The 14438-nt window shown below is 65.1% G+C and carries 11 protein-coding genes; 5 read left to right on the top strand and 6 right to left on the bottom strand.

Features of this window, described 5'->3' with window-relative positions:
* The first annotated feature begins 4 nt into the window (after window positions 1-4).
* Window positions 5-790: a 2-keto-4-pentenoate hydratase gene (locus QQL87_RS12640; RefSeq protein ID WP_284418462.1), complete on the top strand. Its 786-nt coding sequence runs from the start codon at window positions 5-7 to the stop codon at window positions 788-790.
* A 71-nt stretch (window positions 791-861) separates the two neighbouring features.
* On the opposite strand, the gene QQL87_RS12635 is transcribed toward QQL87_RS12640, so the two are convergent.
* Window positions 862-1548: a YggS family pyridoxal phosphate-dependent enzyme gene (locus QQL87_RS12635; protein ID WP_284418461.1), complete on the bottom strand. Its 687-nt coding sequence runs from the start codon at window positions 1546-1548 to the stop codon at window positions 862-864.
* A gap of 113 nt (window positions 1549-1661) precedes the next feature.
* On the opposite strand from QQL87_RS12635, the gene QQL87_RS12630 reads away from it, so the two are divergent.
* Complete coding sequence (locus tag QQL87_RS12630) at window positions 1662-3359, top strand: sensor domain-containing diguanylate cyclase (protein WP_284418460.1); 1698 nt, start codon at window positions 1662-1664, stop codon at window positions 3357-3359.
* A gap of 24 nt (window positions 3360-3383) precedes the next feature.
* Here the strand turns inward: QQL87_RS12630 and QQL87_RS12625 are convergent, their stop codons facing one another.
* Entirely contained in the window at window positions 3384-4370 is a 987-nt protein-coding gene (locus QQL87_RS12625; protein WP_284418645.1) for a GGDEF domain-containing protein, read from the bottom strand.
* Window positions 4371-4693: 323 nt separating this feature from the next.
* On the opposite strand from QQL87_RS12625, the gene leuS reads away from it, so the two are divergent.
* Genes leuS through holA form a run of 3 tightly spaced genes read left to right on the top strand, consistent with a single transcriptional unit; the run spans window position 4694 to window position 8903 of the window.
* Complete coding sequence (leuS, locus tag QQL87_RS12620) at window positions 4694-7318, top strand: leucine--tRNA ligase (RefSeq protein ID WP_284418459.1); 2625 nt, start codon at window positions 4694-4696, stop codon at window positions 7316-7318.
* The gene (gene lptE, locus QQL87_RS12615; protein WP_284418458.1) at window positions 7305-7856 is read left to right on the top strand and encodes an LPS assembly lipoprotein LptE; all 552 of its coding nucleotides are present in this window, start codon (window positions 7305-7307) and stop codon (window positions 7854-7856) included. The genes leuS and lptE overlap by 14 nt, the downstream gene beginning before the upstream one ends.
* A gap of 18 nt (window positions 7857-7874) precedes the next feature.
* Window positions 7875-8903, top strand: a complete 1029-nt coding sequence (gene holA / locus QQL87_RS12610) for a DNA polymerase III subunit delta (RefSeq protein WP_284418457.1) — start codon at window positions 7875-7877, stop codon at window positions 8901-8903.
* A 375-nt stretch (window positions 8904-9278) separates the two neighbouring features.
* On the opposite strand, the gene QQL87_RS12605 is transcribed toward holA, so the two are convergent.
* The 4 genes from QQL87_RS12605 to mnmG form a co-directional block, all read right to left on the bottom strand.
* Window positions 9279-10178: a ParB/RepB/Spo0J family partition protein gene (locus QQL87_RS12605; RefSeq protein WP_284418455.1), complete on the bottom strand. Its 900-nt coding sequence runs from the start codon at window positions 10176-10178 to the stop codon at window positions 9279-9281.
* Between the two features lie 175 nt (window positions 10179-10353).
* Window positions 10354-11205 (bottom strand): ParA family protein, encoded by an 852-nt coding sequence (locus QQL87_RS12600; RefSeq protein ID WP_284418454.1) that lies wholly within the window; start codon window positions 11203-11205, stop codon window positions 10354-10356.
* A 31-nt stretch (window positions 11206-11236) separates the two neighbouring features.
* Window positions 11237-11881 carry a 16S rRNA (guanine(527)-N(7))-methyltransferase RsmG gene (gene rsmG, locus QQL87_RS12595; protein ID WP_284418644.1) on the bottom strand — a complete coding sequence of 215 codons (645 nt, stop codon included), beginning with the start codon at window positions 11879-11881 and terminating at the stop codon, window positions 11237-11239.
* Between the two features lie 34 nt (window positions 11882-11915).
* Window positions 11916-13793 carry a tRNA uridine-5-carboxymethylaminomethyl(34) synthesis enzyme MnmG gene (gene mnmG, locus QQL87_RS12590; protein WP_284418451.1) on the bottom strand — a complete coding sequence of 626 codons (1878 nt, stop codon included), beginning with the start codon at window positions 13791-13793 and terminating at the stop codon, window positions 11916-11918.
* Between the last annotated feature and the right edge of the window lie 645 nt (window positions 13794-14438).

The following is a 14438-nucleotide window of genomic DNA, read 5'->3' as shown; positions in this document are numbered from 1 at the left end:
CATCATGCGCGCACCGGATCAGCTGGCCGGCGCCTCCGGCATCCTGCGTGAGCATTGGAACGGTGGCCGCAAGCTGGCGGCGCTGCCGCCGGAGCTGCGTCCGCGCGACCGTGCCGAGGGCTATGCGATCCAGGCCGAGATCGAGAAACAGTCGGCCAAGCCCTTGTTCGGATGGAAGATTGCGGCCACCAGCGAGGCCGGACAGCGCCATATCAATGTCGCCGGACCGATGGCCGGGCGCATCCTGGCCGAAACCGTGCTGCCAGTCGGCGGCACCGCATCCATGGCCGGCAATGCGATGAAGGTCGCCGAGCCAGAATTCGCGTTCCGCCTCGGCATCGACCTGCCGCCACGGGCGACACCTTATGATGTGGCGGAGGTGCTGGCCGCCGTCGATACGCTGCATCCGGCGATCGAGATCCCGGATTCGCGGTTCGCCGATTTCGTCGGCGCCGGCGAGGCGCAGCTGATCGCCGACAATGCCTGCGCGCATCTGTTCGTGCTGGGCACGCCGGCCGCCGCCGCCTGGCGGAGCCGGGACCTGATCGAGGAGCGTCCCCGCATCAGACTGCGCGGCGAAACCTTCATCGGGCATGGCCGCAACGTGCTCGGCGATCCCCGTGTGGCGCTGGCCTGGCTGGTCAATGAATTGAGCGGGCTCGGCATCACGGCGCGGGCAGGGCAGGTGGTCACGACCGGCACCTGTCATCCGCCGCTGCCGATCGGCAGTGGCGACCACATGGAGGCCGATTTCGGCGACCTCGGGCAGGTGTCCGTCAGGTTCGAATGAGCGACGCCGTCACCGCGAGCCATCCGGTCCGCAGGAAGCAGGACTGGCTTGCAACGACGCCGACAGCGGCCTCAGCGATGCCCGAAGATGGCCGATCCCACCCGCACATGGGTGGCGCCGAACTGGATCGCGGTCGCAAAGTCCGCGCTCATGCCCATCGAGAGGTTCGCCAGACCATTTCGAGCCGCGATCTTGGCGGTCAGCGCAAAATGCGGACCTGGCGCCTCGTCGACCGGCGGAATGCACATCAGGCCTGAAATCTCCAGCCCATAATCCTTGCGGCAGGCGGCGATGAAGGCGTCGGCCTCGCCGGGCGCAATGCCCGCCTTCTGCGGTTCCTCGCCGATATTGATCTGGACGAACAATTGCGGATGCCGGCCCTGGGCGGCGATCTCCTTGGCCAGCGCCGCGCACAGGCTGGGACGGTCGACCGAATGGATGGCGTCGAACAGCGCCACCGCCTCCTTGGCCTTGTTGGATTGCAGCGGCCCGATCAGGTGCAGCCGAAGGCCCGGATGCGCCTCCAGCAGCGGCGGCCACTTGCCCTTGGCTTCCTGGACGCGATTTTCGCCGAACTCGCGCTGCCCGGCCATGATCACCGGTGCGATGGCGTCGGCAGCGAAGGTTTTCGAGACTGCGATCAGCGTGACCGAGGCGCGGTCGCGCTTGGCATCGCTGCAGGCGCGCAGGATCTCCTGCTCGACGGCGGCGAGCGCCGATGACGGCGACGAGGATGAGGCATTCGAATCACTGGGCAAGATGGCGTCCGTGGGGCGGTAGATTTACGGGTTTGGCTGCAATTTTACGGAGTTCGAGAAAGGGTTCTTGAACCCTTCCCCTTACCCTGCCGAACCGGGGGTAGGGGAAAGAAATGCCAAGCATCCGCTTCAATCGCAATAGAGTGAAGCTGAACCGGCTCATGGGGATTCGCGCGCGCCTTGCGCTGCTCGCCCTGATCCTGGTGGCGCCGCTGATGCTGGAGCGCGCGCGCTCGCTGGAATCCACCAGGATCCGGCAGATCGCACTCGCCACCGAGGAATTCTTCGGCCTCGCACGCCAAAGCGCCGACATGCAGCGCGAGGTCATCATGTCGGTCGAGACGGTGCTGAAGTCGACCGCCTATGTGCGGGCCTCGGCCGCCGGGGTCAGCCGCAGCTGCGACATGATGCGGGCCAGCCTGCCGACGACCTTGCCCTGGATCCGCACCCTGATGATCGCCGGCCGTGACGGCCGCATTCAGTGCTCGACCAACAATCAATATGTCGGACTCGATTTCAGCGACCGGCCCTATTTCCGCGGTGCCCAGGAAGCCCGCGACTTCGTGTTCAGCGACTATCTGCTGGCGAAGCCGGCGCACACGCCGATCGTGATGGCCGCCTATCCGGTCGCCGCCATCACCGGCGAGCCGGACGCCGTGATGCTCGCCAGCGTGAACCTGGAATGGATGTCCAAGATCATGAGCAATCTTGGCGGCCGCCCGGGCATCACCGCGGTGCTGATCGACAGTGAGGGAACCGTGCTGGCCGCGCCGGCCGACCGCTCCGAGCTGATCGGCCGGCCACTCGACAGCGTGCCCTTGCTGTCGGCCGTCGCCGAAACGGCGATGAGCTCGAGCAAGCCGACCGACACGTTGTCGTTCACGGCGGCTGACGGCTCCAAGCGCGCGATCACCTTCACGCGCATCACCGATACCGGGTCGCGCCTCATCGTCAGCATCGACGAGACGCGCGTCACCGCCGCGATCGACCGCGAGATCCAGAACGCCTATCTGCAGGCTGGCCTGGTCTGCCTGATCGTGCTGCTGGGCGCGCTGATCGCCGCCGAGAAGCTGATCGTGAGACCCGTCAACATGCTCGCTGCGACGGCCAAGCGCTTCGGCCACGGCCATTGGTCGGCGCGGGTCGCCACCAAGCATCTGCCCTCGGAGTTCCTGCCGCTGGCGAAATCGTTCAACGCCATGGCCGCCAAGCTTGGCCAACGCGAGCGCGAGCTGATCGCCGCCAACGACCGGCTGACGGTGATGGCCTCGATCGACATGCTCTCGGGCCTCGCCAACCGGCGCGGCTTCCAGAACCGCATCGATGTCGAATGGGCGCGTGCGCAACAGACCTGCAGTGATCTGTCGCTGCTGATGATCGATGTCGATCATTTCAAGCTCTACAACGACACCTATGGCCATCCCGAGGGCGACGCCTGTTTGTCACGGCTCGGCGAGACGCTGTCGCAGATCGCCGGCGCGACCACGGCGTTTGCCGGCCGCTATGGCGGCGAGGAGTTCTGCCTGCTGCTGCCGGGCATGAATGCCAGGCAGGCACTCGATATCGGCGAGCAGGTGCGCGCGGCAGTGCTGGACCTGGAGCTGCCGCATGCGACGTCGGCGCATCAATGCGTCACCGTCAGCGTCGGCGTCGCCTCGACCCGGCCCAACGAGGCGCTGACGCCCGGCGACCTGATCGAGGCGGCCGATGCCGCGCTCTATGCCGCCAAGCATCGCGGGCGCAACACGGTGGTCGCACATGGTTTCGGTGAGTTCGCCGATGACGACGGCGCCGTAGCGCGCGCCAGCTGAGCCGGCGCGACAGTCAAGGGTCGATCAGCCGACGGCCAGCTTGCGGTCGAGCTCCAGCTCAGTGATGACGCGATTGCGGCCGAGCTTCTTGGCCAAATAGAGCGCGCGGTCACAGCGGTCGATCAGATCGGCCATCGATTCGCCGAACTGGAACTGGCCGACGCCGATCGACACCGTGATCTGCGGCAGCACCTCGCCGGTCGACCGCCGCGTGAACTGACAGTCGGCGATGGTACGGCGGATACGTTCGGCAATCGCGTTGCAGCCTTCGAGATCGGTCTGCGGCAGCACCGCGATCAGCTCCTCGCCGCCATAGCGCGCTGGAAGATCCTTGTCGCGCACGCGCTCACGCAGCGCCTTGGCGACGAGGCGCAGCACCTGGTCGCCGACGCCATGGCCGTAATTGTCGTTGAACTTCTTGAAGTGATCGACGTCGATCAGGAGAATGCTCAGCGGCTCGTCGCGCTCCATGGCGTCGATCTGCGCATGACGGAAGAACTCTTCCAGAGCACGGCGGTTCGGCAGTCCGGTGAGCGTATCGGTGCGCGCGCGCTGCTCGGACTTGTTGAGCGAGTCCCTGATGGTGTCGAGCTCGCGCGACTTCTCGGCGAAGCTCGCTTCCAGCTTGGCGGCACGCGCGGTGGCCTGGGCGAGTTCGCTGACCAGATTCTCGATCAGGATTTTCGGATCGACGCCCTGCTCGTTGCGTTCGGCAACGCCGTCGATCGCCGCCATATGCGTGCGGTTGTCGGCGATGGCGGCCGTCAGATAGCCCTTGGCAGAGTCCATCACGCCATGCAGCTGCTGCGAGACCTTATGGACGACGGCAGCTTCCGTGCCCTGCTGTCCGATATAGGTGTCGAACAGCGCCTGGTTCGTGGTCTTGTCGAACTTGCGCTTGTTGCTGACAAGGATGTCGACCGCGCGCTTGAGGTCCGACGCCGAGCCGAGCGAGTATTTGAACCACAGATGGAAGTTGTTAGGCGTCGGTGGCACGCGCTGTTGAGCCATGGATTTCATGGCCTTTTCCGCGACAGTCGTCGCGTACTCGAAGTCAAGCTCGTCGAACGTAGCGCCGGACACGATGTGGAGTGATCCCAGATGCGGGCTGATGCCTGAATGTATGCACTCAGTCTCCCATTCAAGTCTTAACCGCGCCTCAACCCGACCTTCGACACTCCTGCCGAGGCGCGCAAAAAACGCGCGATTACCGTCGTTTAGCAGCTGCGCGAAATGGTATCATCATCTGCCGCCCCATTGACCTTCATGCCGCTTTTGTGGCCTAGTCCGCCGTCGAAAAACGACGCGAATCCTCGAAAATTATAAGCGATTCCATGACATCCGAACGCTACAACGCCCGTGAAGCCGAGCCGCGCTGGCAGCGCCAGTGGGACGACAAGGCGATTTTCGCCACCAAGAACGACGATCCGCGTCCGAAATACTACGTACTCGAGATGTTTCCCTATCCGTCGGGACGCATCCATATCGGCCATGTCCGTAATTATACGCTCGGCGACGTCTTGGCGCGGTTCATGCGGGCCAAGGGCTTCAATGTGCTGCATCCGATGGGCTGGGACGCGTTCGGCCTGCCGGCGGAGAATGCGGCGATCGAGCGCAAGGTCGCGCCGAAGGCGTGGACCTACGACAACATCGCGGCGATGAAGAAGCAGCTGCGCTCGATCGGCCTGTCGCTCGATTGGGCCCGCGAGTTCGCCACCTGCGACCCGTCCTACTACAAGCACCAGCAGAAGATGTTCCTCGACTTCATGCAGGCTGGGCTGGTCGAGCGCGAGAAGCGCAAGGTCAACTGGGATCCGGTCGACATGACCGTACTCGCCAACGAGCAGGTCATCGACGGCCGCGGCTGGCGCTCTGGTGCGGTGGTCGAACAGCGTGAGATGAGCCAGTGGGTGTTCAAGATCACGAAGTACTCGCAGGAGCTGCTGGACGCGCTCGACGGGCTGGACCGCTGGCCCGACAAGGTGCGGCTGATGCAGCGCAACTGGATCGGCCGGTCGGAAGGCCTGCTGATCCGCTTCGCGCTGGATCCGGCGACGACGCCTGCAGGCGAGTCCGAGCTGAAGATCTTCACGACGCGACCCGACACGCTGTTCGGCGCCAAGTTCATGGCGATCTCGGCGGACCATCCGCTGGCGCAGGCGGCGGCCACAAAGAATCCCGAGCTCGCCGCGTTCATCGCCGAGATCAAGCGGGTCGGCACGGCGCAGGCGGCGATCGACACCGCGGAGAAGCAGGGCTTCGACACCGGCATCCGCGCCGTGCATCCGTTCGACCCGAGCTGGACCTTGCCGGTCTATGTCGCCAATTTCGTGCTGATGGAATACGGCACCGGCGCCATCTTCGGCTGCCCGGCGCATGATCAGCGCGACCTCGACTTCGTCAACAAATACGGTCTCGGCAACACGCCGGTAGTCTGTCCCGAGGGCCAGGACCCGGCGAGCTTCGTCATCACCGACACCGCCTTCGACGGCGACGGTCGCCTGATCAATTCGCGCTTCCTCGACGGCATGACGATCGCGCAGGCCAAGGACGAGGTCGCCAGGCGCCTCGAGACCGAGCAGCGCGGCGGTGCTGGTGTCGGCGAGCGCCAGGTCAATTTCCGCCTGCGCGATTGGGGCATCTCGCGGCAGCGCTATTGGGGCTGCCCGATCCCGGTGATTCACTGCCCGAAATGCGATGTCGTGCCGGTGCCGGCCAAGGACCTGCCCGTGGTGCTGCCGGACGACGTCACCTTCGACAAGCCCGGCAATGCGCTCGACCACCATCCAACGTGGAAGCACGTCACCTGCCCGACATGCGGCGGCAAGGCGCAGCGTGAAACCGACACCATGGACACCTTCGTCGACTCGTCCTGGTACTTCGCGCGCTTCACCGATCCGTGGAACGAGGGCTCGCCGACCACACCCGATGTCGCCAACCGGATGATGCCGGTCGACCAGTATATCGGCGGCGTCGAGCACGCGATCCTGCACCTGCTCTACAGCCGCTTCTTCACCCGCGCGATGAAGGCCACTGGCCACGTCGCGATGGACGAGCCGTTCGCGGGCATGTTCACGCAGGGCATGGTGGTGCACGAGACCTACCAGAAGGCCGACGGCACCTTCGTCAATCCGGCCGAGGTCAAGATCGAGATCGGCGGCAATGGCCGCCGTGCGGTGCTGACCGCGACCGGCGAGGACATCACGATCGGTCCGATCGAGAAGATGTCGAAGTCGAAGAAGAACACCGTCGACCCCGACGACATCATCGAGAGCTACGGCGCCGACGTCGCCCGCTGGTTCATGCTGTCGGACTCGCCGCCCGATCGCGACGTGATCTGGAGCGACGAGCGGGTCCAGGGCGCGGCGCGCTTCGTCCAGCGGCTGTGGCGGCTGGTGAACGAATCGGTCGCGGCAGGCCTACAAGCCCCCTCCTCCCGCCCGGCCACGTTCGGTGCGGAGGCGCTGGCGCTGCGCAAGGCCGCGCATGGCGCGCTCGACAAGGTGACCGGCGGCATCGAAAGGCTGCATTTCAACGTCTGCCTGGCGCATATCCGCGAATTCGCCAATGCGCTCGCCGACGCGCTGGCGCGGCCGGCCGCGCCGGCGCCCGACCTGGCCTGGGCGATTCGCGAGGCCGCAGGCATCCTGGTGCAGCTGTTCTCGCCGATGATGCCGCATCTGGCCGAGGAATGCTGGCAGGTGCTGGGCCGGACCGGGCTGATCTCGGAGGCGTCCTGGCCGCAAATCGAACGAGATTTGCTGGTTGAGGACAGCATGACCCTGGTGGTTCAGGTCAACGGCAAGAAGCGCGGAGAAGTCACAGTCGCCAGCAACGCGCAGAATCCGGAAATTGAGTCTGCCGTTTTGGCGCTCGATGCAGTAAAACTGGCGCTGGACGGCAAGCCCGTCCGCAAGGTGATCATTGTTCCCAAGAGGATCGTGAATGTCGTCGGCTAGGTTTCGGATCGCTGCCCGCCTGATTGCCGTGGCCGCATTGGCCGGGCTGACGGCCGGCTGCTTCCAGCCGATGTATGCCGAGCATGCCGACGGCACGCCGGGCCTGCGCGAAAAGCTGATGGGCGTCGACTTGCCGCCGGTCGACAAGCCGAATGCCTCGCCCGAGGCGCGGATCGGCGTCGACATCCGCAACGCGCTGGCGTTCAAGCTCTATGGCACCGCTACCGGGATGGCGCCGACTCACAAGCTGGTGCTGAAGTTCCAGACCAGCCGGTCGTCGCTGATCGTCTCGCAGACGACCGGCTTGCCGACCACGGAGAATGTCGGCATCGACGTGCAGTACAATCTGGTCGAGCTCGCGACCAACAAGTCGGTGATGACCGGAACCACCTTCGCGCGGACCTCCTACGACATCCCCGGCTCCTACCAGCGCTTCTCCCGGCAGCGCGCCTTCCGCGACGCCGAGGATCGCGCCTCCGAAGAGGTCGCCGAGAAGATCAAGACGCGGCTCGCGGCCTACTTCACCGCGGGCACCTGACGCACGGCGGAAACCGCCGTGGTCGCGCTGCGCGGAAAAGACATCGACGCCTTCCTCGCCAGACCGGATCCCGGGCGGCCGCTGATCCTGCTCTATGGGCCGGATACCGGGCTGGTGCGCGAGCGCGCCGACGCCCTGATGGCGTCGGCCGTCGACAATCCCGATGATCCGTTTTCGGTCGTGAGGCTGGACGGCGACGAGCTTGCCGCCGAGCCGTCGCGCCTCGTCGACGAGGCCATGACGGTGCCGCTGTTCGGCGGCCGCCGCGCGATCCGGGTCCGCGCCGGCTCGCGCAATTTCGCCAGTGGCGTCGAGACGCTGACCGGAATGAACGTGCGGGACTGCCGCATCGTCATCGAGGCCGGCGATGTCCGGCCGGATTCGCCGCTGCGCAAGATCTGTGAGAAGGCGGCCACCGCGGTGGCGATCGGTTGCTATCCCGACACCGAGCGCGATCTCGCCAAACTGATCGATGAGGAGCTCCGCACGGCGGCCCTGCGCATCGCGCCCGATGCCCGCGCCTCTCTGATGGCCCTGCTCGGCGGCGACCGCCAGGCCTCACGCAACGAGCTGCGCAAGCTGACCCTGTACGCCCATGGCGAAGGCGAGGTCACGCTCGACCATGTCATGGCGGTCGTCGCGGACGCTTCGGAAATGAAGCTCGACCCGATCGTCGATGGCGCCTTCGGCGGCAAGCCTGACGTGGTCGAGATCGAGTTCGGCAAGGCCTTGATCGCCGGCACCTACCCGGGCGTCATCATCTCTGCTGCGCAGCGACATGCAGCATGGCTGCACAAATCGGCGCTCGCCGTCGCCTCGGGCACGCCGGTCTCATCCATTCTGGAGGGCGGCTTTCCCCGGCTGCACTTCTCACGCAAGCCAAGCGCCGAGACGGCGCTGCGCAATTTCTCCCCTGCCCGGCTGCTGCCGATCATCGACCAACTCGCGACCGCCGCCCTCGACATGCGCAAGCAGCCGGGACTTGCCGCAGCGATCGCGCAGCGGACGTTGCTGTCGATCGCCGTGAACGCGCGTCGGAAAGGATGATCGGCTTCCGGGACCCCGGCTGACTCAGTGGCGACGCCCGAGACGGGATCTGCGGCGGCTCCCCAATTTCCGTCGTCATTCCGGGGCGACGCGCGCCAGCGCGGCGAGCCCGGAATCCATCAGGCCGCATCATCTGCCGTGAGATGGATTCCCGGCTCGTGCTGCGCACGCCCCGGAATGACGGAGGAAAGAGCAGCGATCAAACTTGGACAGTCGCGACCAGGAAGCACAGGCCGTACGTGCTCACGACATATCAGGTGCTCGTCATGTCCGGGCTTGACCCAGCGTGACCATATGGTGAGGACGCGCCAACAAACTAACTCAGGTTCACCAACTCATTCGTCGCAATCGGTCGGCGCCCCCCCGAACTGACGACTAACCCTGCTCCAGCCGGCGCATCACCTCGTCGAGCTGTTCGAGGCTGCGATAGGTGATCTGCACGGTGCCGCCGGGATCGCGGTGGCTGATCGACAGAGTGAGGCCGAGCGCGTCGCCGACGCGCTTTTCGAGCGCCAGGGTGTCGGCGTCCTTCTTCTCGGCCGGCGCATCGCCGCCGCTGCTCACGCGCGGCTTCTGCGGCTTGCGCTCCGGCACGCCCTCGTCATGGGCGAGCGCTTCGGTCTGCCGGACGTTCAGTCCCTCGGCGATGATCTTCTTCGCCGCCGACAGCGGATCGGGCAGGCTGATCAGCGCGCGGGCGTGGCCGGCGGAAATCTGCCCCGTCGCGATGAAGCCCTGCACCTCGGCCGGCAGCTTGGTCAGCCGCATCATGTTGGCGACGTGGCTGCGGCTCTTGCCGACGATCTTGGCGATGTCTTCCTGGTTGCGTTTGAACTCGTTGGCGAGGGCGTGATAGCCCTGCGCCTCCTCCATCGGATTGAGGTCCTCGCGCTGCACGTTCTCGATGATCGCGAGCTCCAGCGCATCGCTGTCGCTGACATCGACCGGAACGATCGGCACCTCATGCAGGCCGGCGGCCTGCGAGGCGCGCCAGCGCCGCTCGCCGGCGATGATCTCGAACCGGTCCTGCTGGCCCTTGATCGGGCGCACCACGATCGGCTGGATCACGCCATGCTGCTTGATCGAAGCCGAGAGCTCGGCGAGCTCGCTGTCCGAAAACGTCTTGCGTGGATTGCGCGGGTTCGGCTTGAGGAATTCGATCGGCACCTTGCGCTGGCTGCGCGGCCGCTCCGGCGGCGCGCCCGCCTCGCGGTTCACGTCACCGATCAGACTTGCAAGACCCCGGCCCAATCGCGATCGCGACTCGTCCGCCATCGCCTTCTCCTTTGGATTCACATCACGCTCCGCTTGCGTCCGGCTGCCGATGCGCTGCGTCGGCGCAAAGAGCAGGGTTCACGACATCCGTTGCCGGACTTCGCCGTCATCCTCGAATGGGGTCCGGGCGATGCAACGTCACCCGGCGGCATGGCACTGATCAGTCTGCCGTTGATCAGTTGGCGCGCAGGTCGCGCTCGCGTTGGATGACCTCGGTCGCGAGCTTGAGATACGCTTCGCTGCCCACGCATTTGAGATCATAGACCAGCACCGGCTTGCCGTAGGACGGCGCCTCCGAGATGCGGACGTTGCGCGGGATCATGGTGTTGTAGACCTTCGATCCCATGAACTGGCGGACGTCGGCGACGACCTGGTTGGACAGGTTGTTGCGCGAGTCGAACATCGTCAGCACGATGCCGTGGATCGACAGGTTCGGGTTCAAGGTCGAGCGCACCTGCTCCACGGTCTGCAGCAGTTGCGACAGACCTTCGAGCGCGAAGAACTCGCACTGCAGCGGCACCAGGATCGCATCCGACGCGGCCATCGCGTTGACGGTCAGCAGGTTCAGCGACGGCGGGCAGTCGACCAGCACGTAGGTGTAGTCGTTCTCCGGCGAGACGTTGTTGTTGAGGCCCGCGATGGCGTCGCGCAGGCGGAAGGCGCGGTTGGCGCTGGTGCCGAGTTCGAGCTCGAGGCCCGACAGATCCATCGTCGAGGACGCGATGTGGAGCCGAGGCACCGCAGTCGCGACCACCGCGTCGCGCAGCGAGGCCTCGCCGATCAACACGTCATAGGTCGAGCAGTTGCGGCTGCCGCGGTCGATGCCGAGCCCGGTCGACGCATTGCCCTGCGGATCGAGATCGACGATCAGCACGCGCTCGCCGATCGCAGCCAGCGCTGTACCCAAGTTGATCGCGGTCGTGGTCTTGCCGACCCCGCCCTTCTGATTGGCGAGCGCCAGGATGCGCGGATGCCCCTCCGGATGAGGGGCTCTATCTTCTTGATAAATCTGATCAATTACGGCCATGCGCGATCGCCATTGGTTGTATCAGCGGAATTCAGCTCTGTCGCTCGATGCAATCGATTGCGACGATCCAGCCCTGCCCGCCCGTCCGGCTGGAATGAAGTTTCGGCTCAATTTTCCAATACTTAGTAGATTCGGTCAATTCCGCATCTACATCTTGACCCTTTAGAAACAGCGCTTTCGCGCCTTTTTTCACCAGGGGCTCCGCAAAGCCGATGAGTTGGTGTAGCGGAGCCAGCGCGCGTGCGGTCACGCAATCGACTCCTCCGCTCCACTTCTCCACGATATCCCCGATCTCTGACAAATGCACGATCCCCGGTGTGCCGGTGATACGAATTGCTTCGCGCAGGAACGCCGCCTTCTTGGCGTTGCGCTCGACCAGATGCACCTGGGCTCCCGGCCGCTCGGCCAGCGCGCAGGCGAGCACCACCCCGGGAAAGCCGCCGCCGCTGCCGAGATCGACCCAGATCTTGGCCTCGGGTGCGAGATCGAGAAGCTGCAGCGAATCCGAAATGTGCCGGGTCCAGAGATGCGGCAAGGTCGAGGGTGCGACGAGGTTGGTCTTGGCCTGCCACTCCGCGAGCAACGCGACGTAGCGGTCGAGGCGCTGCTCTGTTTCACGTGAAACAGGAGTCAGGGTGAGCGCGGCCGCCCTGTCGGCATCGGCGACTTTGGGCATCGCGGCGGGGGCTGATCGTTTCACGTGAAATCCCTCAGCCCATCGCCTTGTTGCGCCGCGCCTCGCGCCGCAGATAGGCCGCGAGGATTCCGAGTGCCGCCGGCGTCATGCCGTCGATCCGACCCGCCTGCCCGATCGTCCACGGTTTCGCGACGGTCAGCTTCGCCCGAGCCTCGTTCGAGAGACCTGGGACAAGTGCGTAATCGACGTCGCCAAGCACCAAGCCCTCATCGCGTCGGAAGGCATCGACATCCTCACTCTGCCGGCGGAGATAGACATCGTATTTGGCATCGATCTCGAGATGGGTCGCAATCGCCGGATCAATCGTGCCGAGTTCGGGCCAGATCGATCTCACCTCCGAGAAGCCGATGTCGGGATAGGCCATCAGCTCGAACGCCGATCGGCGCTGGCCGTCCCGGTTGAGTGTGAGCCCGTGCTTGGCCGCCTCGTTCGGCGTGATCGTCAGCGACTTCGCGAGCGACCGCGCGGCTTCAAGCGCGTCCATCTTTGTCCGGTGGAAGCGCGCCCGATCCACACCGACGCAGCCGAGCCCGATGCCCTTGTCGGTCAGGCGCTGGTCGGCATTGTCGGCGCGCAGGGTGAGACGATACTCCGCCCGCGAGGTGAACATCCGATACGGCTCGGTGATGCCGCGGGTCACGAGGTCATCGATCATGACCCCGAGATAGCCATCGGCGCGATCGAACACGACAGGTTCGCCGCCGCCTGCGGCGAGCGCGGCGTTGAGCCCGGCGACCAGGCCTTGGGCCGCCGCCTCTTCATAGCCGGTGGTGCCGTTGATCTGGCCGGCCAGGAACAGGCCCGTCATCCGCTTGGTCTGCAGGGTCGGTTCGAGCTCGCGCGGATCGACATGGTCGTACTCGATGGCATAGCCGGGCCGGATCATCCGCACCCGTCCGAGGCCGGGAATGGTCGGCAGCAGCGCGAGCTGGACCTCCTCGGGCAACGAGGTCGAGATGCCGTTCGGATAGACCGTCGTATCGTCGAGACCCTCCGGCTCCAGGAAGATCTGGTGGCCGTCGCGATCCCCGAAGCGCACGATCTTGTCCTCGACCGAGGGGCAATAGCGCGGCCCGGTCGACTTGATCTGGCCGGAGTACATCGGCGAGCGATGCACGTTGGCACGGATCACGTCATGGGTCGCCGTCGTCGTCCGGGTGATCCCGCACTGGATCTGCGGCGTCGTGATTGCCTCTGTCAGGACGGAGAACGGCTCAGGCGGATCGTCCCCAGGCTGCATCTCGACTGCGCCCCAGTCGATCGTCGATCCGTCGAGACGGGGTGGCGTGCCGGTCTTGAGACGTCCGAGCTTGAAGCCGATGGCTTCGAGCGATCGGGACAGTCCGAGCGCGGGAGCTTCACCGACCCGACCCGCCGGCCAGGTCTTTTCACCGAGATGAATCAGACCACGCAGAAAGGTGCCGGTCGTGATCACGACAGCGCCGCAGCTGAACACCCGCCCGTCGCCGAGCTTCAGACCCCTCACCCGGCCATCGGCTGATATCAGCTCGTCGGCTTCGCCTTCGATCACCGTGAGGTTCGTCGTCGCCCGGATCGCCGCCTGCATCGCCGCGGCATAGAGCTTCCGATCGGCCTGGGCGCGCGGCCCCCGGACGGCCGGACCCTTGCGCCGGTTCAGGACACGAAACTGGATGCCGCCGGCATCGGCGACGCGGCCCATCAGGCCATCGAGTGCGTCGACTTCGCGAACTAGATGTCCCTTTCCCAATCCGCCGATCGCGGGATTGCAGGACATCGCGCCGATGGTCGCGAAGTGATGGGTCACCAAGGCTGTGCGGGCGCTCATCCGGGCGGCAGCCGCGGCGGCTTCGCAACCGGCATGGCCGCCACCGATGACGATGACGTCGAAGGATGTCTGATTGTCGCTCATGGCGAGATATCTAGCGCTTGAGAGCGGTCCTCAAAAGGCGTTTCACGTGAAAGACCGCTCGCGGAGAGATGCCATGTTTCACGTGAAACGCCTGGGGAGCCGGAACGCCTGTTTCACGTGAAACAATTGAGGATCGGTTAACCGGTCAACTCTTCATTAAACATCCTGAGACGACCGGACGATGGGTCATTAATCCCGATGAAGAACTCGCGGAAGTTGACCACCGCACAGATCGTCGACGTCGACCCGCCGAAAGCAGACCGCTGATCGTTACTCCCGCGATCGCGGCTCCTCGTTGGAGCGCTGTGAGTCCCGCCTAACGTTTCACGTGCCCGCGAAAGATGGGGGTTGTTTCACGTGAAACGCTTGGGAACGCGAGCGACTGTTCACGTAGCGATGGGTTAGTCCGTCAGAGCTCCATCGAGCATAATGCGACGACGCACAACGTTCGCTTACGTCTGGATGTAGAACGTACGGAAGACATCGAGCAGACCCTGACGTCGATCCGCATGATTAGACAGCCGAGGCGCGAAAGCCGCAATCCGCGGCTCCCGGTATCAACCGCGCGAAAGCCGTCCTCAAAAGACGTTTCGCGTGAAACACGGGTTAGGCGGAGACCCGGATTGTTTCACGTGAAACGCTTGA

It is taken from the genome of Bradyrhizobium sp. SSBR45G (assembly GCF_030159255.1).
In the GTDB taxonomy this organism is placed as follows: domain Bacteria; phylum Pseudomonadota; class Alphaproteobacteria; order Rhizobiales; family Xanthobacteraceae; genus Bradyrhizobium.
This window is presented reverse-complemented; position numbering and strand designations above follow the sequence as displayed.